The sequence below is a fragment of the Blastococcus sp. Marseille-P5729 genome (assembly GCF_900292035.1).
In the GTDB taxonomy this organism is placed as follows: domain Bacteria; phylum Actinomycetota; class Actinomycetes; order Mycobacteriales; family Antricoccaceae; genus Cumulibacter.
Map to the genome: position 1 here is coordinate 435970 of NZ_OMPO01000003.1, position 22743 is coordinate 458712.

General features: G+C 70.2%; 21 protein-coding genes. 14 read left to right on the top strand and 7 right to left on the bottom strand.

Features of this window, described 5'->3' with window-relative positions; genetic code table 11:
* Window positions 1-60: 60 nt before the first annotated feature.
* The 7 genes from ssd (at window position 61) to DAA40_RS14950 (ending at window position 5501) form a co-directional block, all read left to right on the top strand.
* On the top strand, window positions 61-1146 hold the full coding sequence (gene ssd / locus DAA40_RS14915) for a septum site-determining protein Ssd (RefSeq protein ID WP_106850510.1): 1086 nt from the start codon (window positions 61-63) through the stop codon (window positions 1144-1146).
* Window positions 1143-2291 (top strand): TadA family conjugal transfer-associated ATPase, encoded by a 1149-nt coding sequence (locus tag DAA40_RS14920; protein WP_106850511.1) that lies wholly within the window; start codon window positions 1143-1145, stop codon window positions 2289-2291. The genes ssd and DAA40_RS14920 overlap by 4 nt, the downstream gene beginning before the upstream one ends.
* Complete coding sequence (locus DAA40_RS14925; protein WP_106850512.1) at window positions 2288-3094, top strand: type II secretion system F family protein; 807 nt, start codon at window positions 2288-2290, stop codon at window positions 3092-3094. Before DAA40_RS14920 ends, DAA40_RS14925 begins: the two co-directional genes overlap by 4 nt.
* Entirely contained in the window at window positions 3091-3786 is a 696-nt protein-coding gene (locus DAA40_RS14930) for a type II secretion system F family protein (RefSeq protein WP_106850513.1), read from the top strand. The genes DAA40_RS14925 and DAA40_RS14930 overlap by 4 nt, the downstream gene beginning before the upstream one ends.
* Window positions 3787-3828: 42 nt before the next feature.
* The gene (locus DAA40_RS14935; RefSeq protein WP_106850514.1) at window positions 3829-4095 is read left to right on the top strand and encodes a DUF4244 domain-containing protein; all 267 of its coding nucleotides are present in this window, start codon (window positions 3829-3831) and stop codon (window positions 4093-4095) included.
* A gap of 68 nt (window positions 4096-4163) precedes the next feature.
* Window positions 4164-4994: an Rv3654c family TadE-like protein gene (locus tag DAA40_RS16535; protein ID WP_199849819.1), complete on the top strand. Its 831-nt coding sequence runs from the start codon at window positions 4164-4166 to the stop codon at window positions 4992-4994.
* Window positions 4995-5087: 93 nt separating this feature from the next.
* Window positions 5088-5501, top strand: coding sequence for a PPOX class F420-dependent oxidoreductase (locus DAA40_RS14950; protein ID WP_106850515.1), 414 nt, complete (start codon window positions 5088-5090; stop codon window positions 5499-5501).
* On the opposite strand, the gene DAA40_RS14955 is transcribed toward DAA40_RS14950, so the two are convergent.
* On the bottom strand, window positions 5467-7806 hold the full coding sequence (locus tag DAA40_RS14955) for a DEAD/DEAH box helicase (protein WP_234356408.1): 2340 nt from the start codon (window positions 7804-7806) through the stop codon (window positions 5467-5469). The two genes, DAA40_RS14950 and DAA40_RS14955, sit on opposite strands and share 35 nt — an antisense overlap.
* Window positions 7807-8128: 322 nt before the next feature.
* Between DAA40_RS14955 and DAA40_RS14960 the strand changes: the two genes are divergently transcribed.
* Both DAA40_RS14960 and topA read left to right on the top strand, forming a co-directional pair.
* Window positions 8129-8701, top strand: coding sequence for a hypothetical protein (locus DAA40_RS14960; protein WP_106850516.1), 573 nt, complete (start codon window positions 8129-8131; stop codon window positions 8699-8701).
* Window positions 8702-8959: 258 nt separating this feature from the next.
* Complete coding sequence (gene topA, locus DAA40_RS14965; RefSeq protein ID WP_106850517.1) at window positions 8960-11695, top strand: type I DNA topoisomerase; 2736 nt, start codon at window positions 8960-8962, stop codon at window positions 11693-11695.
* Window positions 11696-11912: 217 nt separating this feature from the next.
* Here topA and DAA40_RS14970 read toward each other — a convergent pair whose 3' ends face one another.
* The 4 genes from DAA40_RS14970 to DAA40_RS14985 form a co-directional block, all read right to left on the bottom strand.
* On the bottom strand, window positions 11913-12773 hold the full coding sequence (locus DAA40_RS14970; RefSeq protein ID WP_106850518.1) for a sulfurtransferase: 861 nt from the start codon (window positions 12771-12773) through the stop codon (window positions 11913-11915).
* 218 nt (window positions 12774-12991) lie between these two features.
* Complete coding sequence (locus DAA40_RS14975) at window positions 12992-13663, bottom strand: NAD(P)H-binding protein (RefSeq protein WP_106850519.1); 672 nt, start codon at window positions 13661-13663, stop codon at window positions 12992-12994.
* A 9-nt stretch (window positions 13664-13672) separates the two neighbouring features.
* Complete coding sequence (locus DAA40_RS14980) at window positions 13673-14452, bottom strand: methyltransferase domain-containing protein (protein ID WP_106850520.1); 780 nt, start codon at window positions 14450-14452, stop codon at window positions 13673-13675.
* A gap of 21 nt (window positions 14453-14473) precedes the next feature.
* On the bottom strand, window positions 14474-15316 hold the full coding sequence (locus DAA40_RS14985) for an exodeoxyribonuclease III (protein ID WP_234356409.1): 843 nt from the start codon (window positions 15314-15316) through the stop codon (window positions 14474-14476).
* A gap of 233 nt (window positions 15317-15549) precedes the next feature.
* Between DAA40_RS14985 and DAA40_RS14990 the strand changes: the two genes are divergently transcribed.
* The 5 genes from DAA40_RS14990 to DAA40_RS15010 are packed head-to-tail and all read left to right on the top strand — an operon-like array spanning window position 15550 to window position 21660.
* Entirely contained in the window at window positions 15550-16572 is a 1023-nt protein-coding gene (locus tag DAA40_RS14990) for a YeiH family protein (RefSeq protein WP_106850521.1), read from the top strand.
* Window positions 16573-16615: 43 nt separating this feature from the next.
* A complete protein-coding gene (locus tag DAA40_RS14995) occupies window positions 16616-17599 on the top strand; it encodes a metallophosphoesterase family protein (protein ID WP_106850522.1) in 984 nt (327 codons plus the stop codon).
* Complete coding sequence (locus tag DAA40_RS15000) at window positions 17596-19788, top strand: MFS transporter (protein WP_106850523.1); 2193 nt, start codon at window positions 17596-17598, stop codon at window positions 19786-19788. Before DAA40_RS14995 ends, DAA40_RS15000 begins: the two co-directional genes overlap by 4 nt.
* Window positions 19789-19837: 49 nt before the next feature.
* Complete coding sequence (gene tmk, locus DAA40_RS15005; protein ID WP_234356410.1) at window positions 19838-20455, top strand: dTMP kinase; 618 nt, start codon at window positions 19838-19840, stop codon at window positions 20453-20455.
* Complete coding sequence (locus tag DAA40_RS15010) at window positions 20452-21660, top strand: DNA polymerase III subunit delta' (protein ID WP_106850525.1); 1209 nt, start codon at window positions 20452-20454, stop codon at window positions 21658-21660. The genes tmk and DAA40_RS15010 overlap by 4 nt, the downstream gene beginning before the upstream one ends.
* 110 nt (window positions 21661-21770) lie before the next feature.
* Here the strand turns inward: DAA40_RS15010 and DAA40_RS15015 are convergent, their stop codons facing one another.
* Window positions 21771-22046: a DUF6457 domain-containing protein gene (locus DAA40_RS15015; protein ID WP_106850526.1), complete on the bottom strand. Its 276-nt coding sequence runs from the start codon at window positions 22044-22046 to the stop codon at window positions 21771-21773.
* Window positions 22043-22648 (bottom strand): molybdenum cofactor guanylyltransferase, encoded by a 606-nt coding sequence (locus DAA40_RS15020; protein ID WP_106850527.1) that lies wholly within the window; start codon window positions 22646-22648, stop codon window positions 22043-22045. The genes DAA40_RS15015 and DAA40_RS15020 overlap by 4 nt, the downstream gene beginning before the upstream one ends.
* Window positions 22649-22743: the final 95 nt, after the last annotated feature.

The following is a 22743-nucleotide window of genomic DNA, read 5'->3' on the forward strand; positions in this document are numbered from 1 at the left end:
GTCCACAATCGCCCTCGGCCGGCTTGGGAAAGGGCATGCTCCCCGCGGAGGCTGTCAGCCATGACGACCGACCCGCTCGAGCGCACCGTCCTGCTGGTAACGACTGACCGCGCGCTGCTGCAACGCGGCCGGCGGATCGCAGCTGCGGCTCGCCACCGCCTGATCGAGTGCCCACCCGCACGGGCTTTGCCGCAATGGGCTCGTGCCGACGCTGTTCTGGTGGGCATCGATGCGCTCGGCGAGCTCACGCGCCTGGATCCCCGCCGCCGCGATGGGGTGTACGTGATCGCCGGTGACCAGGTGCCCGACGGTGCGTGGCGCGACTGCGTGGCCGTCGGCGCCGCCGACGCGGTAGTGCTGGACGAGGCCGAGGGGTGGCTGGTCGAGCGGCTGTCGCTCGGGCACGGTCCGCCGGCGTCCGGCCGGATCATCTGCGTGCGCGGCGCCGCTGGCGGCGTCGGCGCGTCGTGCCTGACTGCCGGCCTGGCGCTCGCCGCGCCGGACGACCGGCCGGTCGTGGTGGTCGAGACCGATGTGCACGCCGGATGGCTGGATCTGCTGCTCGGGATCGACCAGGACGGCCTGGGGTGGGGTGAGCTCACCGGCCTGCGTGGCCGAGTGGGCGGCGAGGCACTGGCGGCGTCCGTGCCCGGGTGCGACGGCATCTCGCTCGTCACCGCTGACCGGGATGCCCCCGCCCCCGTCATCGGCCCCGATGCGCTCCGCTCGACCGTGCTCGCCGGAGCCGCGCTCGGCGGACTGGTGCTCATCGACGACGGCGGCCACGGCCCACTGAGCCGCACCGCCCACCAGCTATGCGACCAGCTGATCCTGGTGACGACGTCCGACCTGCGTGGCGGGCTGGCGGTGCGACGCGCGGTCGACCTCGCGCGCGCCGAGGACGATGGCTCGCGTGGAGCGGCGCTGCTGGTGGCGGCCCGCACCCGGGGCCGCGGCGCGCTGCCGACCCGGGCCTTCCACGAGCTGGTCGGGCCCGTCGATCATTGCTTCTGGCTTCGTGAGGCGGCCGCGGTCGATCGGCGCGTCGGCCGCGGCCTCCCTGGCCTCGTTCCGGGGGACCGGTTCGTGCGCGACTGCGCCGACCTCCTGGAGTGGTCGGCGGCGCGGCAGGAGCGTGCCGCATGACCCCGCCCCAGCGAGACACCCTCATTCACGAGGTGCGTCGCCGGTGCGCCGACGCCGGCGACGACATCGACACCGCGCGGCTCGCCGAGCTCATCCGCGACGAGGCGAAGGGCCTGATCAGCGACCGGGAGCTGCTGGACGTTCTCGCCGAGACCGAGGCAGCGGTGCTCGGCGCCGGACCGCTCGAGCCGCTACTCGCTGCCGAGGACGTCACCGACGTGCTGGTCAACGGGCCGGACGACGTGTGGATCGACCGTGGGGCGGGGCTCCAGCGATCGGCGGTCACGCTCGAGTCGCCGACCGCGGTCAGCGACCTGGCCCAGCGGCTGGCCGCCCGCGCGGGCCGCCGGCTGGATGCCGCCCACCCGTGGGTGGACGCGACCTTGCCGGACGGGAGCAGGCTGCACGCCATCATCCCGCCACTGGCCGTTGACTGCGCGCTGGTGTCGATCCGCACGATGCGTCGCCGCACCCTCGGCCTCGATGACCTCGTCGACGCCGGGCTGGACGCGGCCGTCGCCGACCTCCTGGTCGAGATCGTCCGGTCCCGGCTGTCCTTCCTCGTCAGCGGCGGCACCGGGTCGGGCAAGACAACGTTGTTGTCGATGCTGCTCGAGCACGTCGACCCCCGGGAACGGGTGGTGGTTGCCGAGGACGCCGACGAGCTGCGGCCGGCGCACCCGCACACGGTCAAACTGCTCTCGCGTCCGGCGAACATCGAGGGCAGCGGTGAGATCACCCTGCGCACCCTGGTGCGTCAGGCGCTGCGGATGCGTCCTGACCGCATCGTCGTGGGGGAGGTGCGCGGGGCCGAGGTCACCGAACTGCTCATGGCGCTCAACACCGGCCACCGCGGCGGCGCCGGCACCGTGCACGCCAACAGCGTGCACGACGTGCCAGCGCGGATCTGCGCGCTCGGCATGCTGGCCGATCTCTCGGCGGAGGCGGTCGAGGCCCAGCTCGGCTCCGCGGTCGACGTGCTGATTCATGTGGGTCGTGAACGATCGGGCCGGCGGGGCATCGGGCAGATAGCGTTGCTGCGCACCGTCGATCGCCGGCCCACCGTGATTCCGGTCTGGCATGCCGGCACGGGGTTCACCAAGGCAGCCGAGCTGCTCGGCGCGCTGCTGGGAGACCAACGATGAGCGCGGCCAGCGTTCTCGCGATCGCCGGTGCGCTGCTGGTCTGGCCGGAGCCCGATTCGACCTGGGCGTCGTCCCATCCGCATCGCCGCGGCGGTCGTGCGATCGACGTCGTCCGGCGGTGGCGGCTCGGTATCCGTGAGCGATCGGCGATCGCGATGAGCGCGACCCTCCTGGTCGCGTTGGTCGCGCCGGTGCACGCAGCGCTCTGCGTCGGGGGCGTCGCACTAGTGCTCGGGACGCTCCTCGAGCGGACCCGTCGCCGGCGCAGGAGCGCGCGGGAGCATGCTGCCGACTGCGACACGTTGCTCGCGCTCGCGGCCGAGCTACGTGCCGGGCACGACCTGGCAGCAGTCCTCCGCGCAACCGCGCAGACCGGAAGCAGCGAGCTGTGCCGAGCCCTCGGACGGGCGGGGCATGCCATCACCATAGGCGAGCACCCGGCCGACGCGATCGAACGCGCCACGGCGAGTGCGTTGGGGCGGCAGCTCGCCGGTGTGATCCGATTGTCGGCAACGCACGGGATCGCGCTCGCCGAGGCCGTCGACGTACTCGCCGGTGACGCATCCGACGCCTTGCGACAGCACCGCGATCTGGCCGGTCTGCTCGCCGGCCCCAGGGCGACTGCGACCTTACTGGCCGTGCTGCCGGTGTTCGGCATCGTCATGGGCGAGACCATCGGCGCACACCCGATACAGACTCTCCTATACACCGGCGCCGGCGCGTTGGTAATGCTCGTCGGGGTGGCGCTCGCGGCCGCAGGGGTGCTGTGGACCCAGGCACTGGTCGCCAAGGCGGAGTCGTGAGCGCCACCCTCGTCGTGGTCGCGACGGTGCTGCTGCTGTGGCCGGACGCCCGCCTGGCGTACGGGGCACCGAAGACAGCCGGGCGGCGCCGGCTGGGCGATCTCGACTCGGTCATGCCGCAGGTTCTCGGTCTCGCCGTCGCCGTCCTCCTCGCCGCGTGGGACTCCTCGCCCACCGGCCTGGTCTTCGCCGCCGGCGGCGGCGCGGGAGCCACGTTGCTGCTGCGCCGCGCACGGTCGCGTAACGCGTCGCAGCACGAGAGTGACCCGGCGCTTCCGCTGGCCCTCACGGTCGCGAGTCTGCTGCTGCGGGCAGGTTCGCCGCCGCCCATCGCACTGGCCGCGGCCACTCGGGCGGCCGGCTCGAGCACCGCTGCTGCCTGTGAGCAGGTCCGGCGCCGGGTTGCGATGGGTGAGCACGCAGGGCACGCCTGGGCAAGCCTGCTCACCGACCCCCGATTGGCTCCGGTCGGGCGCGCTGCGATGCGGGCCAGCGACAGCGGCGCCGCGTTGGCCCGCGCGTGGGAGTCGACCGCGCACCAGGCCAAAGCCGATCGTCGCCTCGCCGCCGAGATCGCCGCTCGGCGAGTTGGCATCCGCGCCCTCGCGCCGCTCGGGCTGTGCTTCCTGCCCTCCTTCGTCTGCCTCGGCGTCATTCCCATCGTCATCGGTCTCGCCGGAGACATCCTCTGACCGCACAGCCCCGAAGTAACCACCACCACGAAGGAGAACACCATGTCAGACACCTCCATCACGGCCCGCTCACGTGAGCTGCTGTGCCGCGCGCGACACGGCCTGGCCGCCCTGCTGCTGGCGATCGTCGACCGACTTCTCGGGCCCGTACGCGCCCGAGCCGGAGAGGCGGGGATGACGACGGCGGAGTACGCCGTCGGCACCATCGCCGCGGCCGGATTCGCCGCGATCCTGTACCAGGTCGTCACCGGCGACTCGATCATCTCGGCACTCGGCGACCTCATCTCCCGAGCGTTGTCGTCGATCTGATGCAACGCACGATCCGCAGGTCCCGCCGCGCGAGAGCACGGCGGGACCGCGCCGATGGCGAGTCGGGAATGGTCACCGCCGAAACCGCTCTCGCGCTCCCGGCACTGGTGGTCGTACTCGCCGGCCTCCTCACCGTGATCGTCGCCGTCACCGCGCAGCTGCGCTGCGTAGCCGCTGCTCGCGAAGGGGCCCGCGCGGCGGCCCGCGGAGAGGCTGCCGCGATCGTGCAGCAAGCCGCGCTGCGCGCCGCCCCGGACGGCGCGACGGTGGAGATCTCGACCGGCGCGGACACCGTCACCGTGACGGTGACGGCTGGCATCCGGCCGCTCGGCCTGTCGGTAGCGGAGATATTCGTCAGCGGAGCCGCCACGGCCCAACGGGAACCGACCGCAGACGACGGGCCGTCGGCGATCGCCCTGGGCATGGTGCTCACCGGTCTCCGGCCGTCGGGGCCGCGCGCCCGACCCGGTGCGTGGGCCGGGCGCCTCCGCCGAGCGGGCTCTACAGATCGGTACCCGCGCCGGCCGGTGGGGACCCGCGCGGGTGAGGACCGTGGCAGCGGGACGTTTTATGTGGCGTCCGCGATCACGATTCTCTCGGCGGTCGTCGCCGGCGTCGTCCTCGTCGGGAAGGCACACGCCGCCCACGCGCGTGCGGCGGCGGCCGCCGACCTCGCTGCGCTGGCGGCTGCGCAGGTCCTGCTCGACGGCGCGGGCGATCCCTGTGGTCGCGCCGGCGCGATCGCGCAGCGTAATCGTGCTGTGGTCGACGCCTGCCTCATCGACGGCGAGACCGTCGTGGTGACGGCGTCCGTGCCGGTCGAGCTCGGTGGCCTCGGGGTGCTCTCCGCCACCGCGCGCGCTCGCGCCGGTCCGGTGCCCGAGCCGAACGGGCGATAGTCGGCGAGGGGCCAGACCTTCGGCGGCTAGCCAAGCCGGCTCTGGCCCGCGTGTGACGGAGCCGGCGGCTGCGGGCCCAGGTAGCCTCGCACCATGAGCGATGCCTGGGAAGGGTGCAAGAAGGCGCGATACGTCAGCCTCGAGACCTACCGCAAGGACGGCTCGGCGGTGCGTACGCCGGTCTGGATCGCGCCAGACAAGGAGGCCCCCGGTGATCGTCTCGTCGTCTGGACGGTCAGCGACTCGTGGAAGGTGAAGCGGATCCGCCGCACCCCGGCGGTGCGGATCGCGCCGTGCACCGTCCGGGGGCAGATCACCGGGGACTGGGTCGCTGCTCACGCTGAGTTGCTGACCGCCAGCCAGTCCGCCATTGCCGCGCGGTGGCTGCATGCGAAGTACGGGATCCAGTCCAGGGTCGCGGTGGCGCTGAGCAGGCTGCGCCGCGGCTCCGACGGCACTGTCTGCATCGCCGTCACCCAGGCGGCCCCGCAGAATCGGCGTCCGTGAGGGCGCGGGTGACCAGCCGCAGGACGGCGATCGCGCCGCGCTTACTCAGCGGATCGTTGCCGTTGCCGCATTTCGGCGACTGGACGCAGCTGGGGCAGCCCTCGCCACACTCGCACGCCTCGATTGCCTCGAGGGTCGCGCCGAGCCACTCGCCGGCCCGCTCAAAGCCCTGCTCCGCGAAGCCTGCGCCGCCGGGATGCCCGTCGTAGACGAACACGCTCGGCCGCATCGTGTCGGCGTGCAATGCGGTCGACACACCGCCGATGTCCCACCGGTCGCAGGTGGCGATCAGCGGCAGCATGCCGATGGAGGCGTGCTCGGCAGCATGCAGCGCGCCGGGCAGCAGCGCGGTCACCTCATCGATCGGGCCCAGCGCTTCGACAGCGTTCGAGGAGAGCGTCCACAGCACGGCTTTGGTGCGCAGCTGACGCGGGGGAAGGTCGAGTGCCTGCTGATCCACCACCTCGTTGGTCGACGTACTACGCCGCTGGAAGGACACGACCTGGCTGGTGACCTCGACGTCGACGAGATGGCATTCGATCTCGCCAGCGACCCGGGAGCGCAGCACCTCCAGCAGCCGGATCTCGGAGGTCTCCTGCGAGTACGTGGAGTACGGCGGCTCCTCGAGGTGCATCAGGGCCACGGCGTCCTCGAGGTCGAGCTCGTCGACCACCCAGGTCTGCCCGCGGTGCAGATAGACCGCTCCTGGATGAACCGTGCCGTGGGCGGACGCCGCATCGATCGTTCCGACCATCGCCCCGGTTGCCGACTCGACCAGCGCCACCGTCGAGCCGGCGCCGCGGATGTCCACGACCGGCTGCTCGGCCGCGTTGTAGAACCAGCCCGCCGGACGGCGGCGGACTATCTTCTCCCGCTCGAGGTCGGCCAGCACCCCCCGGGCTACCGAGCCGCCGAAGAGCTCGTCGGTCTCGGCCGGGGTGATGGGCAGCTCGTACGCCGCGCAGGCCAGCTGCGGATGCAGCACGTGCGGGTTCAGCGGATCGAGCACCGTCGCCTCGACCGGCCGGCCGAACAGCGCCTGGGGATGATGCGTCAGGTAGGTGTCAAGTGGGTCGTCGCGTGCCACGAACACCGCAAGGGCGTCGTTGCGTCGCCGTCCGGCGCGGCCGGCCTGCTGCCAGATCGAGGCCAGGGTGCCCGGGAACCCGGCCACTACGACGGCGTCCAGCCCCGAGACATCGATGCCGAGCTCGAGGGCGGACGTCGCAGCGACGCCCAAGAGATCGCCGCCGGACAGTGCGCGCTCCAGCTCTCGCCGCTCGTGCGGGAGGTATCCGCCTCGATAGGCGGCGATCCGACGCGCGAGCTCGCCCGCTCCGGCCTCTTCCAGGTGCCCGCGCGCCGCGAGAGTGACAACCTCGGCGGCGCGGCGCGAGCGAACGAACACCAGCGTGCGGCGTCCTGCGATGACCAGGTCAGCGAGCAGCCGAGCCGCCTCGGACGTCGCGGTACGGCGCACGGGAGCGCCGTTCTCGCCGGTGATGTCGGTCAGCGGCGGCTCCCACAGCGCGAAGGTGCGGCCTCCGCGGGGCGCCTCGTTGTCGGTCACCGCCGCGCACGGCACGCCCGTGAGGGTGCTCGCGGATACGGCGGGGTCTCGCGCCGTGGCGGACGCCAGGATGAAGACCGGGCTCGCTCCGTACTTCGCGCAGACCCGACGCAGTCGCCGGATCACCTGCGAGACGTGCGAGCCGAAGAGCCCTCGATAGATGTGACATTCGTCGATCACCACATACCGCAGGCGGCGCAGCAGCATGTGCCAGCGGGCGTGCCGCGGCAGGATGCTCCGGCTGAGCATGTCCGGGTTGGTGAAGATCCAGCGCGAATGCTCACGGACCCAGTCGCGCTCATCGGGCACCGTGTCGCCGTCGTACGCCGCGGCCCGGATTCCGCCTGACCCACCGGGGTCGGCTTCCAGATCGCGGATCGCGCGCAGCTGGTCGTGCGCAAGTGCCTTGGTGGGCGAGATGTAGAGCGCCTTGGCCCGGGGATCCTGCAGCAGCATCGACAGCACCGGCAGTTGGTAGCCGAGGGATTTCCCGGTGGCGGTGCCGGTCGCAATGACGACGGACTGCCCCGCCCAGGCGTGCTCCGCGGCCTCGACCTGGTGGGCCCACGGATGCTCGATGCCGCATGCCCCGTACGCCGCTCTCAGGTCGTGCGGCACCCACAGCGGCCATTCCTCGGGCCGGCCCGCGTGGCCGGGGAGATGCTCGACGTGGGTCAACGGGCTGTCGGTAGCACCGGTGACTGTGGCGAGGAAGTCATCGGTCCAGTCGGTCACCACTGCCACACTGCCACGTTCCACCGACAGGGGGGTCACAACGCGTCGAGCAACCGAACGAGCTCGCTCGGGTGCCGCAGCAGCAATCCTGGTAGGCCGTCCGGATGCGCGGCCCAGCCGCGCATCCTGGCCCGCTTGCGCGCGAAGCTGAGGGCATGCCACGCGATGATCGACTGGCGGGAGATCAGCGGAGCCGGTGACGCCGTACAACGGGACCCGCCGGCACGTCGGAGATCGGCAATCGTCGCGAAGGGTACGACGTGACGCTGACCGCGCGTGAGCGGGCGCGGAATCGGTCGGCTCGGCGGTCTACCCTGGTGCCGTGACCGACCAGCTCGCGCTCTTCGACTCGGACGGCGCCGAGCAGACCGTCGACGATCTCGACGGGCTGCTGCTCGGCACCGGTCACGTCGTACGCCGCGACGGTCGCGCACGGGTGTCGGTGATCGTCGACCAGGTGTGGCGGGCCGAAGCGCTGTGCGCCGAGCTGGCCACCCGCGGCCTTCCGGCGTCCTACGAGATCAGCCGCGACGAAGGCTCCGCGTTGGTGGTCGGCACCGAGCTGTCGGAGCGTCTGATGCCGTTGGCTCAACGCTGGCAGCCCGGACGCCGCCGCGCTGGTCCGGTGCCCCTCACCAGCGGCGGGCTGCGGTTGTGGACGATCAGCGGCGGACGCCGCGTCGAGCAGGGCTATCTGCTCGCGCTCACCGCGACCGACGAGTCCCGGTGGCCACGCGCCGGTGCCGCGCTCGCCGGTCTCGGGGTCGCGGCGGCCCTCGTCGGCCCGCGCGGCGGCGGACCGGCGTATCGCATCACGTCAGTCAAGCGGTTGCGGCGGCTGGCCGCTCTGGTTGGCGAACGGCCCGAGGGCGCACCGGAGTACCTCTGGCCCTGACCGGAGGCGGACTGCGTCTGTCCTGAGAGTGACGTGCCGCTCGTTGCGCCCGCAGCCGGGTACGGTGCAACCTAGAGCGGGCCGTATCAACCGGCCGCACCTATATATAGCGAAAGAAGCGGGGAGATCTCCATTTCCACCACATCCACCGCCGGCACCGACCTCGACGAATCCGAGGAGCAGGCGGAGAACACGGCGGCCGCCGGCCGCAAGGGCAGCCGCAAGCTGGTCATCGTCGAGTCGCCGAAGAAAGCCCAGATGATCGCCGGCTACCTCGGCAGAGAATATGACGTTGAAGCCAGCTTCGGTCACGTTCGCGACCTGCCCAGCAAGCGCAACCCGCTGCCGGAGAAGCTGAAGTCCGAGCCGTGGGCTCGCCTCGGGGTCAACACCGACGATGACTTCACCCCCGTCTATCTGGTGGCGCCGGACAAGAAGGCGCAGATCACCAAGCTGAAGAACCTGCTGAAGCAGGCCGACGCGCTCTACCTCGCCACTGATGAGGACCGTGAGGGCGAGGCGATCGCCTGGCATCTGATCGAGCTGCTCAAGCCGAAGGTGCCGGTCCACCGGATGGTCTTCCACGAGATCACCCCGCAGGCGATCCGAGAGGCGATCGCCAGTACCCGAGAGCTGAACACCGACCTCGTCGAGGCACAGGAGACCCGCCGCATCCTGGACCGCCTCTACGGCTACGAGGTATCGCCCGTGCTGTGGCGAAAGGTCGGCCAGGGGTTGTCGGCCGGTCGCGTGCAGTCGGTCGCCACCCGGATCATCGTCGAGCGCGAGCGGCTGCGGATGAAGTTCGTCGCGGCCGACTACTGGTCCGTGACCGGTCTGTTCTCGACCGGGCTGCAGCCCGAGGACCCGACCGAGCCGACCTCGTTCAAGGCGACCCTGCTGTCGCTCGACGACACCCGGATCGCCGTCGGCCGGGACTTCGACCCCGACACCGGGCGTGCCCAGGGCGCCGTCGTCCACCTCGACGAGTCCGGCGCGCGCGGCCTCGTCGCTCGCCTCCAGGGCAGCGACTTCAAGGTCAGCCGCGTCGACGAGAAGCCGTACCGCCGTCGTCCGGCCGCCCCGTTCATGACCTCGACGCTGCAGCAGGAGGCCGGCCGCAAGCTGCGCTGGAGCTCGCAGCAGACGATGCGCACCGCGCAGCGGCTGTACGAGAACGGCTACATCACCTACATGCGCACCGACTCGACGACTCTGTCGGAGACCGCGCTGAAGGCCGCCCGTACTCAGGCGCGCGAGTTGTACGGCGACCAGTACGTGCCCGCCGAGCCGCGGCGTTACCAGCGGAAGGTCAAGAACGCCCAGGAGGCGCACGAGGCCATCCGCCCCGCCGGCGACGAGTTCCGGACCCCGGGGCAGGTGCGCCGCTCGCTGTCCGACGACGAGTATCGCCTCTACGAGCTGATCTGGGTTCGCACGATCGCCTCTCAGATGGCGGACGCCGTGGGCCAGACCGTGTCGATCCGGCTCACCGGCCAGAGCTCCACCGGCGAGAAGGTCGAGTTCGGCGCCAGCGGCACCACCATCACCTTCCCGGGCTTCCTGCGCGCGTACGTCGAGAGCAAGGACGACGACCAGCACAGCAGTGACGACGAAGAGCGGCGCATGCCGAAGGTCGAGCGCGGGCAGCAGGTCACCGGCGACGAGTTCGAGGCCAAGGGGCACACGACCACGCCGCCGGCCCGCTACACCGAGCCGACCCTCGTCCAGGCGCTCGAGGAACTGGGCATCGGGCGGCCGGCGACGTACGCTTCGATCATCCAGACCATCCAAGATCGTGGATATGTGTGGAAGAAAGGCGCTGCACTCGTTCCATCGTTCACCGCGTTCGCCGTGGTGGGGCTGATGGAGAAGCACTTCGCCCGCCTGGTCGACTACCAGTTCACCGCGGAGGTCGAGGAGGACCTCGACCGCATCGCCGAGGGCCAGCGCAGCCGCATCGACTGGCTGACCCACTTCTACTTCGGCGGCACCGGTGGGAACACCGGCGGCATCGGCGAGATCGGCGGACTGAAAAAGCTGGTCGCCGACAATCTCGGCGAGATCGACGCCCGCGGCATCAACTCGATCCCGGTCGGGCCGGACGTCGTCGTCCGCGTGGGTCGCTATGGCCCCTATCTGCAGCGGGGCGGGCCAGATTCCGACGAACGTGCGTCACTGCCCGACGATCTACCCCCCGACGAGCTGACGCCCGACAAGATCGAGGAGCTGCTGTCCGCGCCGTCCGGTGATCGTGAGCTCGGCACCGACCCCGAGTCGGGGTTCCCGATCGTCGCGAAGGCGGGACGCTACGGCCCGTACATCTCGACGGTGCCGCCAGAAGACTCCAAGGTTCCGGCGCGGACGGCGTCATTGTTCAAATCGATGTCTCTCGATGAGCTCACGCTCGACGACGCGCTTCGTCTGCTGCAGATCCCCCGCACGCTCGGTGCGGACGCCGACGGCGTCGAGATCCAGGCCTTGAACGGTCGCTACGGGCCCTACATCAAGAAGGGCAGCGACTCCCGGTCGATCGAATCGGAAGAGCAGCTGCTCACCATCACGCTCGAGGAGGCGCTGGCGATCCTGGCGCAGCCGAAGGTGCGCGGTCGGGCGGCTGCCAAGCCACCGCTGAAGGAGCTCGGCGACGATCCGGCGACCGGGAAGAAGATGGTGGTCAAGGACGGCCGGTTCGGCCCGTACGTCACCGACGGTGAGACCAACGCCTCCCTGCGCAAGGACGACACCGTCGAGGAGATCACCGACGAGCGGGCGGCCGAGCTGCTGGCCGACCGCCGTGCCCGGGGCCCGGCAAAGAAGGCGAAGAAGTCGACGAAGAAGGCTGCCAAGAAGGCCCCCGCCAAGAAGACGACGGCGAAGAAGGCCACGGCCAAGAAGACCGCCAAGAAGACCGCGACCAAGAAGACGACCGCAAAGAAGGGCGCCACCAAGAAGACCCCCGCTAAGAAGGCGACCGCCGACGCCGCCGAATAGCCGCGGCCGCGACATTCTTCTCCCGCGACGTCCGCTCGCGCACTGCGTGCGCCGATCGACGCCCGTATGCTCAGTCGGTTCGGCGTCTCGCCGTGCGCTTGTTGTCGAGAGTGTGCTTGGCCGGTCTACGGTCGTCGATGGCGGCCGTAGGCCGGTAGAGACGTCGCGGGGTGCCGGTTCGCGGGTGCCCTGGGATGTCGTGCAGGTGAGGGGCGGCTCAGGCGTCGGAGTCCATGGGGTTCGCCGGATCGGACGACCACTCCAGTAGCGAGTTGTCGTACACCGCCCAGCGGTCGTGCCCGGTCAGCTCGAGGGCGAACGCGTCGACCGTGGCGGCAATCCCGCCCCCGCAATACGTGATTACCGGGGTTCCCTCACGGACTCCAGCGTCGAGGAATCGTTGCCGGATCTGGTCCGCGTCGACGAAGCTGGATGCGTCCCGCAGGATGTCGGCGGTCGGGACGCTGATGCTGCCAGGGATCCGACCGGGCCGGCCGTAGTGTGCCCCGCCGGTCCCGGCGTGCTGCTCGGCCGACAGCGCGTTCACGACGAGGGTAGAGCCCGATCCCGAGGCCGCGGCCACGTCCGACTTGCTCGCGTACCGTGCGGCGTCCGGGTGGGCGGTGTAGGTGGACGGCTCGGGAAGGGCGAGCTCTGTGGTGACCGGGTAGCCGGCATCGCCCCAACCCTGTAACCCGCCGTCGAGGATCGCCACCTTCTTGTGACCGAGCGCCCGCAAGACGTACCAGACCCGGGTGGCCACCATCAGGTGCGACTGCGTGTAGAGGACGACGGTGTCGTCGTTGGTGATCCCGAGACGGCTCAGCAGCGCTTCGATCTGCTCCGCGCCCGGCAATGTGTAGGGGTACTCCCCGTCGGGATCGGAGAAGTCCTCGACCATGTCGACGTGCTGCGCACCGGGGATATGGCCTCGCTCGAAGTCCGGCCGCCCTGAGGTGATCTTCGAGGGACCGACCGGTTGGGGAGTCATATGCGTGGTGCAGTCGAGGACCTTGACATCGTCGAGGTGCTCATTCAGCCAGCTCGCGGTGACGAGCGCGGGGGGCTGGTCGGTCATGTGGCTCACCTGCCGTCCAATCGTCGGGCGCGTGCCGTGGTTGGTCCGTGTGGGTTCGATGGTAGGGGGAACCGGATGGATGGGTCGGTCCCGGCGGCGGCCGTCGAGCACGCACGGGCTGCGACGGCGGCCGGGCACACGGAGAACGCAACGGATGCGCGCCCGTCGTGGAGCGGCCCTCTAGGTCGCGGCACTCGTGGCCCTCGCGGCTGGACAGCTCAGCCGAGGTCGTCGAGCGCCGCGCTGACCGCTGTGTTTCCGCCATTGCACCAGATGGTCTTGGCGGTGATCCCCGGGCGCTCCACCAGCTCCGCGATGATGCGGGCCACGGTCGCCCGAGGGATCGAGCCGGCGTGCAGCTCGAGCGGGTGCGGCGAGTCGGCGCCGCGATCGAGGTCGACACCACCCTCCGGCTCGAGCGTGAGCTTGGACGGAGCGATGATCACCCAATCGGCCTGGCTGTCGCGGATCTTCGCATCGACCCGGGCTTTCGCCTCGGCGTAGGTGAAGAAGCTGTCGTTGGGATCGACATCGTGATCGAGCCGCGAGCCGAAGTACGACACCATCAGGAACCGGGCGCCGGTGCGTTCGACCGCGACGAGCACGCGGGAGGCCGCCGCTTCGTCGACGCGGCGAGTGCGGGCCGGATCACCACCGCCCGCGCCCGCCGACCAAACCACCACGTCATAGCCGTCGACGAGGTCATCGAGCCCGCGCTGGTCCATGTTCTCCACGTCGGCTACCTCGGCAGTCGCGCCTGCCTGCTCGACGTCCGTCGAGTGGTCGGGGTTGCGGATCGCCGCCGTCACCTCGTGACCGGCCGCGCGCAGCATGGGCTCGGCCAGCAGTGCAATCTTCCCGTGTCCACCGATGATCAGGATCTTCGCCATGCCCCGACGCTACCCCGACCGGGCGGGACGGTGACCGACGGCGAAGATCCGCCGGAAGGGGAAGGGCGTGCCGGCCGGACCGGCGGGATAGGCCTCACGCAGTATCGGTCGCAAGGTCTCGATGAGCTCGTGCCGGTGCGACTCGTCGAGTCGCCCCAGTGCGGGCCGCAGCGTCGTGCCCCGGACCCACTGCAGGACGGCATCCGGCCCGGCGAGCACCTGGTTATACGTCGTCTCCCAGGTGTCGACCTGGAGCCCCTCCGTGCTGAAGAGATCGCCGTACCCAGCCGCGTCGAGCACCGGCGACTCCGGAACGCGGACGCCGCCGGTACGGCGCTGCCAGACCGGCTCGTCGAGCACTGCGCGGAGGATCCGATGCGACGGAGCCTCGAAGTTGCCGGGCACCTGCACCGCCAGCCAGCCACCGCGCGGGAGCCGGCCGGCGATCCGGCGCAGCTGCTCCACGTTGCTCTCGACCCAGTGGTACGCCGCGTTGGAGACCACCACGTCGGCGTCCCTGGGAGGTAGGAAGCTGCTCAGATCGCCCGTCTGGAAGCGAACCCGCTCACACGTATGGGAGTGGGCGAGCTCGAGCATGGCCGGATCGTTGTCGATCCCGACGATCCGGGCGTGGGGCCAACGAGTGGCGAGCGCAGCGGTGAGCTCACCCGGTCCGCACCCGAGGTCGTACACCAGGGCAGGGTCCGTCGCGTCGATGCGCGCGATCAGCTCTAAGAACGGACGCGAGCGGTGGTCGGCGTATCTGCCGTAGAGCGCGGGATCCCACATGCCGACGATTCTGCCGCGGCGTCAAGCGAAGGTGACGATGAGCGGCGCGTGGTCGCTCCACCGTTCGGCGTACGACGGCGCACGGCCGACGACGGCTGACAGCGACCGTGCTGCCAGCCGTCGCGTGGCGAGCTGATAGTCGATCCGCCATCCAGCGTCGTTGTCGAAGGCTTTACCCCGCCACGACCACCACGTGTACGGACCGGGCCCGTCGCCACCGTGCTTGCGCCCCAGGTCGATCCAGGGACCCTCGTGCGGCACCGGGCCGGACGACGGCGTGGTTCCGTCCCATCCATAGCCCAGCCACCGGTCGAAATAGGCGCGCTCGGCGGCGAGAAAGCCGGCCTTCTTGAGGTTGCCCTTCCAGTTCTTGATGTCGAGATCGCGATGCGCCACGTTGAGATCGCCGGTGATCAGGGCTTCTCCGCCGTCCTGCGCGGCTCGTCGGGCAAGCTCGTCGAGCCGTTGCGACATGGCGTCCATGAACCGGTACTTCTCCTCCTGGCGCGGGCTGTCGGCCAGGCCGGTGAAGACGTACGCCGACACGACGGTGATCACCCCGTGCTCCCGGGAAGGCAGGTCGACCTCGAGCCAGCGCCCCTCAGGCGCGAACTCGGGCAGCCCGTGGCGGATTGCCAGCGGGGTCGCCGGAGTCAGGATGGCGACGCCGTTGCGGCCCGGCGTCGCGCAGCTCGCGTATGCGACGTGCCAGTCCTCAAAGGGGGTGTCGGCTATCGCGGCCACGAGATGCTGATCGCTCCCGCGTACCTCCTGGAGTGTGAGCACCTGTGGTTCCAGCTCCGCGAGCCGCTCGATCCCCCCGCGGCGCGCGGCCGCCCGAATTCCGTTGACGTTGGAACTCACGATGCGTATCGGCACGAATAGACCCTTCTGTCGGGTTAGGTCCTAATCGGGGATTCGTTCAACTGACTAGCACCGCATCGCTCTTGCCGCAGCCCCGATCGATACGAGCTCGCCGCCGGACAGCAGCAGGCGGAGCGAATCGAGGTCGCTGCCACTTGTCATAGTGAGATGCTATGGCCCCGTCGTGAAACGACGGCTACCGCCCGCAGTCGTCCAGCCACGACACTGGAGCAATGCCCACTCCACTCGCGACCGCCGGCGGGCGCGCTGCGCTCACCCGACTGGTGCCCGGTTTGCTGCTGGCTGGGTTTGGTGCGGCTGTGGGGTACGGCGTTCATGCGCTCTGGCCTGCGGTGCAGCCGGGGACGGTCGCGGTCGCGCTTGGCGCTCTGCTGATCAATCTTGGTCTCGTGCCGGACGCCGCGGGCAGCGGGCTCACGTTCGCGAGCAAGCGGCTGCTGCGGGTGGCGGTGGTCCTGCTCGGCTTTGCGCTGTCGATTGATCAGGTGATGCACCTGGGTGGTGGCGCGCTGCTTGTCGTGCTGGTCACGGTCGCGGTTGCGTTCTTCGGGACGATTGCGCTGGCCAGGCTGCTGCGGACCAGTAGCGCGACCGGTCTGCTCGTCGCCACCGGGTTCTCGATCTGCGGGGCGTCGGCGATTGCGGCGATGGAGCCGGTCGCGAAGGGCAAGAAGGACGATACTGCTGTCTCGGTCGCGCTGGTGACGTTGTGTGGGACGCTGGCGATCATCGTGCTGCCGCTACTGCGGCCTCCGTTGGGTCTGGGGGATGTCACCGCGTTCGGCCAGTGGGTTGGGGCGTCGGTGCACGACGTGGGGCAGACGGTCGCGACGGCGAACACTGTCCCCGGCAGCCTGGAGTCGGCGGTGATCGTGAAGCTGACGCGCGTGATGCTGCTTGCTCCGCTGGTGCTCGGTGTGGGGCTGTGGATGGCCCGGCGCCGGCCGGTGAGCGAGGACGAGCGCGCAGGCAAACGGCCTCCGCTGGTCCCGTTGTTCGTCGCGTTGTTCATCACGGTGATCGTCGTCAACTCGCTGGTCGACATCCCGACCGGCATCCTGCATGTTCTCGAGGTCTCGCATCAGGTGCTTCTGGCGATCGCGTTGTTCGCGCTCGGGACCGGGATCCACTGGCGGGTCATGCAGCGTGCGGGCGGGCGGCCGCTGCTGCTCGGGGCGTTGTCGTGGCTGCTGGTGGCCGGCGTGGCGTATGCCGGGGTGCGGGTCATCACCTGACGGCGTCCCCGCCGCACCAGCCGCACCGTCCTAGGATGTCGGCATGCCAAGCACCGAGCGCTCCTCCTCGTTGCGGCGCTGGTCGACCCGGCTGATCACCGGACTGCTCGGCGCCGGGCTGCTGGCACGCGCGATGGGGGTGCTCGACAACCTTCGCAGGGTGCCGCGGCGACTGCGTCGCTACCGCACCCAGATCGGCGAGATCTCCGCCTCGGTGACCGGCGTCTACCGTGGCCTCACCACGCTGCCCGGCGGACCGCCGGAGGACGCCGTCCGCGTCGTGTGGCTCTCGGACGTCCACAACAACCCCGTGGCCTTCTCGATAGCGCGCGCGCTCGTCGAGCAGTACGACGCAGAGGTCGTCATCGACACCGGTGACATCGCTGACTGGGGAACGGCGTACGAAGCGCCGACCTTCGCCGAGATCGGCGAGATCGACGTTCCCTACGTGTTCATCAAGGGAAACCACGATGGGCCCGGCACCATCGAGGCGCTTGGGCGCCACTCCAACGTCGAGATCCTGGACGATGCACGCATGGTCGAGGTGGCCGGCCTACGCATCGTAGGCGATGCCGACCCACGCTTCACCCCGGACAAGTCGACCGGTGACGACCACTTCGGCAAGGACCGCCTCAAGCAGATCGGCACCGACCTGGCGGCGCAGATCGCTCCGCTGAAAGCCGACATCGCACTCATCCACGATCCGATCGTCGCGCGGCAGGCCGCCGGGAGCTGCCCGCTGATCCTCAGCGGGCATTCGCACAAGCGTGACGACCGGCGCGCGAACGGAACTCTGCTGCTGACCCAGGGCTCCAGCGGCGGCGCGGGGCTCCGGGGCGTCCGACAGAACCCGCCGGACCCGCTGACCGTGTCCGTTCTGCACCTCGATGCCGAGACCAAGCGGCTGCACACGCTCGACGAGCTGACCTTCGGCGGGCTCGGGCTGACCCACGTCACCCTGGTGCGGCGACCGGTCGACGAGCTCGGCGTGCCGCGCCCGGCGAGCGAGGCGGCCAGCAGCCGATGAGCAGCCCCCAGCGCGATCACCGGAGCCGCACCGCTCGGCCCCGTCAGGGCGTCATCCACCTACAGTCCTTCCGACGCATGTGGGCGGCCATCGGCGTCTCGAGCTTCGGCGACTGGCTCGGCCTGCTGGCGATGATGGGACTGGCACAGCAGCTCACCCGCGAGGGATCGATCGAAGGGCAGGCGGCGGCGATCTCCGGCGTGCTCATCGTGCGCCTGCTGCCCGACCTCATCCTCGCGCCGATCGCCGGCACGATCGCAGACAAATTCGACCGACGCAAGACCGTCATCGTGGGCGAGGTGACGGCCGGCCTGCTGTACCTCATGATCGCGCTGACGTGGGACATCCGCACGATGTACGTCGGGCAGTTCGCGATCGAGGCCCTCGGCCTGATCACCATGGCCTCGAAGAACACGCTGTGGATGTCGGCCGTGCCGCGCGAGAAGATCGGCTCGGGCCAGCAGATTCTGATGTTCAGCATCTACGGGTCCTTCCCCCTCGCCGCGGGGTTGTACGCCGTCCTGTCCTGGTTCCACTCGTTCTTCGTCGACGCCACCGACGCCGCGACCGTGCCCGAGCAGCGCTTCGTCGTCCTCGCTGCGCTGTTCCTGGACGCCGGGACCTACTTCTTCTCGGCCTTCATCGTGTGGTGGTCGCGGTCCCTGCTGAAGGCGCACGCCGCGGGGGAGAGCCAACAGCACGAAGGAATCGTCAAGCTGATCGGTGAGGGCGTGAAGTTCGTCTTCTCCAACCCGACCGTCAGAGGGCTCTACATCGGCGTCATCGGCGCATTCGCGGCCGCGGGCATCACCGCGGGCGTTGCCCTGACCTACGTCAACTCGCTGAACGCCGGATTCGCCGGTTACGGCATCCTGCTCGGTACCGCCTTCACCGGCCTGGCACTCGGCATGATCGCCGGGCCGAAGGTGCTGCCTGCCGTGGCACGCAAGCGGATCTTCGGCATCTCGATCGCGATCGCCGGCGGCTTCCTCATGGGCATGGGTGTCGCCGGAGACTTCGTGCTCGGCCTGGTGATGAGCTTCTTCGTGGGGATGTTCGCCGGCATCGCGTGGATTCTCGGCTACACGATGATCGGTCAAGAGGTCGACGAGCGCATCCGCGGGCGCACCTTCGCCTTCGTGGTCTCCTCCGGCCGGATCATGCTCATGCTGACACTCGCGATCGGCCCGGTGCTCTCCGGGCTGCTGGGCTCGCACGAGGTGATCATCGGCGGCGCCAGCTTCGAGTTCAGCGGTCCCGGCCTGACGCTGCTGATCGCCGGCCTCGTGGCCCTGCTGATCGGGGTGTACGCCGGACGCGCTACCGCGCCGGAGCGAACGCTCGGGTTCCGGTGGCTTGTGCAGCGCATGGCTCCGCGCGGCCGCGCGTTGCAGGAGGCGGCGCGGCTCGGCGTGTTCATCGTCGTCGAGGGGGCCGACCGCACCCGGGTAGCCGACCAGGCGCGGCATCTCGCTGCCCGGCTCACCTCGGACGGCCTGCCGGTGACCCTGACCGGTGAACCGACCGACTCCGGGGTCGGCCACCGCATCTCCCAGCTGATGGACCAGGTCGCCGCCGGAGCGCAGTCCTGCCCCGACGTACTGCCCTCGACGGCGGTGTTCCTCGCCGCCGCCGACCGCGCCGAGCACGTCGACAAGGTGATCCGCCCGGCGCTCGACTCCGGCCAGGTCGTCGTCTGCAGCGGGTTCGTCGACACCACCATCGCGTTCTTCGGCGCCATGAGCGAGGTCGACAGCGAGGAGATCATTCGGCTGTCCGAATGGGGTAACGAGGGCCTGGTCCCAGATCTCACCATCGTGCTCGACGAGGACTACGAGACCGACGAGCCGGCCGCGGCGATCCGCGATGCGTTCCTCGCGAGGCGGGATGCGACGGTGCGCGGGTACGCCGTCGTCCCGCCGTCGAAGGACAGCGGCCTGCATGCCGACGTACTGCGCCACGCCAACGCCACCGTCGTCTCGCGACGCGATCTGATCATGCACGAGGCGCCCACGTCGGCAGCCGACCTGGACGACGCGCCGTCGTTGCCGGCCTCCCCACCGGATGCGCAGACGGCCGCCGGCGCCATCGCAGCGCCGAGCGTCGCCACCGCCGGCTCGAGTGCGGTCGTGGAGCCGGATGCCGCTCCCGGTGAGCCGTCGTCCTCGATACAGCAGCGCGAGCGCTGAGGGGCGACGCCTGGTCCGGTCGTCGGAGGCCGCGGGTAGGTTGGAGCGCGTGGCAGGGTTGTTCATCTCGTTCGAGGGCGGTGAGGGCGTCGGCAAGTCGACGCAGATCGCTCGTCTCGCGGATCGGCTGCGGGCGCAGGGCCACCAGGTCGTCGTCACCTTCGAGCCCGGCGGGACAGAGCTGGGTCAGGAGGTCCGCCGCATCCTGCTGACGCCGGGCAACCACGTCACGCCTCGGTCCGAGGCGCTGCTGTACGCCGCCGACCGCGCTCATCACGTCGAGACGGTGATCGAGCCGGCGCTCGCAGCGGGGCAGGTCGTCCTCTGCGACCGGTACGCCGACTCGACCTTCGCCTACCAGGGCGCCGGGCGATCGCTCGATCCCGACGACGTGCGCGCCGTCATGGAGTTCGCGGTCGCCGGTAGGTGGCCCGACCTGACGGTGCTGCTGGACGTCGACCCCAGGGTGGGCCTCGCGCGGGCCCGCGGCGGGGGTTCCGGAGACCGGATAGAGGCCGAGAGCCTCCAGTTCCACGACGCCGTCCGGCACGGCTTCCTGGCGCTCGCCGCAGCCGCGCCCGAACGCTTCGCGGTGATCGACGCCAGCGGCCCGCTGGACGACGTCACGGCCTTGGTCGACGAGGTCGTGAAAGGACGCCTGAGGTGAGCACCGTCGCGGACGCCCCGCCGGTATTCGATCAGCTCGTCGGGCAGCAGGCCGCGATCGACGTCCTCACCCGGGCGTCGCGGGCCGCGGCCGAGGTCGTCGACGGCTCCGGGCCGGGGTCGTCGATGACGCACGCGTGGCTGTTCGTCGGGCCGCCGGGCTCAGGTCGCAGCACCGCGGCGCGCGCGTTCGCGCAGGCGCTGCAGTGCGCTCATGGCGGGTGCGGCCGATGCCAGGACTGCCACACCGTGAACGTCGGAACGCATACCGACGTCCACGTCGTGACCCCGGAAGGACTGTCGATCTCCGTTCGCGAGATGCGCGAGATCGTTCGTGTGGCAGCATTCCAGCCGACGCAGCGCAGATGGCAGATCGTCGTCATCGAGGACGCCGACCGACTGACCGAAGGCGCCTCCAACGCGCTGCTCAAGGCGATCGAGGAGCCCAGCCCACACACGGTGTTCCTGCTGTGCGCACCTACGACGCATCCGGACGACGTGTCGGTCACTGTGCGATCACGGTGCCGCGTCGTCACGCTGCGGACCCCTCCGGCGGACGCCGTCGCTCACGTGCTGATGACCCGCGACGGGATCGATGAGGAGCGGGCGAGGTGGGCCGCGCGTGCGGCACAGGGGCACATCGGTCGCGCGAAGCGGCTCGCCACCGACGACATCGCGCGAGGACAACGACAGACTGTGCTGTCGCTGCCGCTGCGCCTGACCTCGATGGCGGGCTGCCTGCACGCGGCCGAGGAACTTGTCGAGTCCGCGGAGGCCGAGGCGAAGGCCATTAGCGAGTCGCTGGACGTGCCGGAGCGGGAGGCGCTGAGCAGCTCGCTCGGCGCCGGCGGCACCGGCAAGGGTGCCGGCACCGCGGCGCGCGGCATGGCCGGGCAGCTCAAGGAGCTCGAGCGCCGTCAGAAGACGCGCGCCACCCGCGTTCAGCGCGATGCGCTGGACCGCGCGCTGGTCGACCTGACCGGCTTCTACCGCGACGTGCTGCTGGTTCAGGTCGGCTCGGACGTCGAGCTCTCACACGCCGACCACCGGGAGCAGGCCACCGAGGTCGCCGAGCTGGTCAGCCAGGACTGGGTACTACGGGCGCTCGATGCCATCGTGCGCACCCGGCAGTCGCTCGAGGAGAACGTCAAGCCCCGGGTCGCTCTGGTCGCGTTGGCGACCGCGCTTCGTCTCCCGCCCCGCTGAGCCATCGTCGAGATGCGCAAGAGGCGCGCTAAACCACGTAGATCTGGCAGCTGGAGTGCAATACGCAATCGAGATGCCAGATCCACGTAGATTCGTTCACGGGCGGGCCGCTAGTCCGAGCCCTTCGGAACGACGCTGAGCAGCCGTCGCAGCAGTGCGTCATGGGTGGCCTTGCTGATGTCTCCGGATGCCCCGGCCATGCCGACAGCGACGCCGAGGATGTAGGAGCTGACCGGGGCGAGCGGGCGATCGATGTTGTGCGCGACACGCTTGGTGAGCCCATGGATTGCCTTGATGTCGACGGTCTGTGGGTCTACGCCGACCTGATCGCAGGCCTTGACCATCCAGTCGTGCCAGCGGCGTTCGCACTCTTTCAGGTCGGTCATGGCGTATTCTCCAGTCTCGCCGTCCACGCGGCGTGGTCTTCCCAGGTGTCGAGATCACCTGAGATCTCATCTGTAGTGGGGATCGCGGTCAGCCGGAGCGTGCGAAGCAGGCGACGCATCGACGTTCCCGCGGGCTGGGCACACTCCTCGACCGCGCGGAGCAGCGCGTCGCGTCGATAGCCGCCGAAGAGCCATTGCAGGCGGCCCTCGGAGTCGGTCAGGCAGTAGCCGTCGGCGGCTTCATGGTCTTGGTGTGCTGCGTCGAGCAGGCGGCGTACGCCGGCCTCGGCCCTGGGCAGATCGCACGACAGCAGAATGATCCATTCAGCGCCGCCACGTCCCAGCTGCGCCAGGCCGGCCGCGGTGCCGGCTGCCGGACCGCCACCGGGAGGATCTTCGCGTGTCACCGTCACCCGGCCGGCAAGCTGACGCAGATTCTCCGGACCCACGATCACCACGCGTTCGGCGTCCGCGCAGGCGGCGAGCGGCCGGGCGATCAGCGGGCTACCGGCCAGATCGAGCTGCGCCTTGTCGACCCCACCGAGTCGCGAGCCCTCGCCCCCGGCCAGGACGATGGCGTCGTACGACGGCGTGGCCGGCATCTGCTCACCTCGAGAAAAGGTCTGGACATGGTTCTGCGGTGGGGTGGTCAGGGCCACCTGCGGGATGCCCCTGACCTACCCACCGCAGATCGGGC

Bases quoted from the DNA above. Each gene is read 5' to 3' on its own strand.
- DAA40_RS14975 (WP_106850519.1), bottom strand. From the start codon at position 13,663: ATGGCGAAGATCCTGATCATCGGTGGACACGGGAAGATTGCACTGCTG.
- DAA40_RS14970 (WP_106850518.1), bottom strand. From the start codon at position 12,773: ATGACCGACCAGCCCCCCGCGCTCGTCACCGCGAGCTGGCTGAATGAG.
- DAA40_RS14950 (WP_106850515.1), top strand. From the start codon at position 5,088: ATGAGCGATGCCTGGGAAGGGTGCAAGAAGGCGCGATACGTCAGCCTC.
- DAA40_RS14920 (WP_106850511.1), top strand. From the start codon at position 1,143: ATGACCCCGCCCCAGCGAGACACCCTCATTCACGAGGTGCGTCGCCGG.
- DAA40_RS15020 (WP_106850527.1), bottom strand. From the start codon at position 22,648: ATGCCGGCCACGCCGTCGTACGACGCCATCGTCCTGGCCGGGGGCGAG.
- DAA40_RS14990 (WP_106850521.1), top strand. From the start codon at position 15,550: ATGCCCACTCCACTCGCGACCGCCGGCGGGCGCGCTGCGCTCACCCGA.
- DAA40_RS15015 (WP_106850526.1), bottom strand. From the start codon at position 22,046: ATGACCGACCTGAAAGAGTGCGAACGCCGCTGGCACGACTGGATGGTC.
- DAA40_RS15000 (WP_106850523.1), top strand. From the start codon at position 17,596: ATGAGCAGCCCCCAGCGCGATCACCGGAGCCGCACCGCTCGGCCCCGT.
- ssd (WP_106850510.1), top strand. From the start codon at position 61: ATGACGACCGACCCGCTCGAGCGCACCGTCCTGCTGGTAACGACTGAC.
- DAA40_RS14995 (WP_106850522.1), top strand. From the start codon at position 16,616: ATGCCAAGCACCGAGCGCTCCTCCTCGTTGCGGCGCTGGTCGACCCGG.
- DAA40_RS14925 (WP_106850512.1), top strand. From the start codon at position 2,288: ATGAGCGCGGCCAGCGTTCTCGCGATCGCCGGTGCGCTGCTGGTCTGG.
- topA (WP_106850517.1), top strand. From the start codon at position 8,960: ATGATCGCCGGCTACCTCGGCAGAGAATATGACGTTGAAGCCAGCTTC.
- DAA40_RS16535 (WP_199849819.1), top strand. From the start codon at position 4,164: ATGGTCACCGCCGAAACCGCTCTCGCGCTCCCGGCACTGGTGGTCGTA.
- DAA40_RS14935 (WP_106850514.1), top strand. From the start codon at position 3,829: ATGTCAGACACCTCCATCACGGCCCGCTCACGTGAGCTGCTGTGCCGC.
- DAA40_RS14980 (WP_106850520.1), bottom strand. From the start codon at position 14,452: ATGTGGGATCCCGCGCTCTACGGCAGATACGCCGACCACCGCTCGCGT.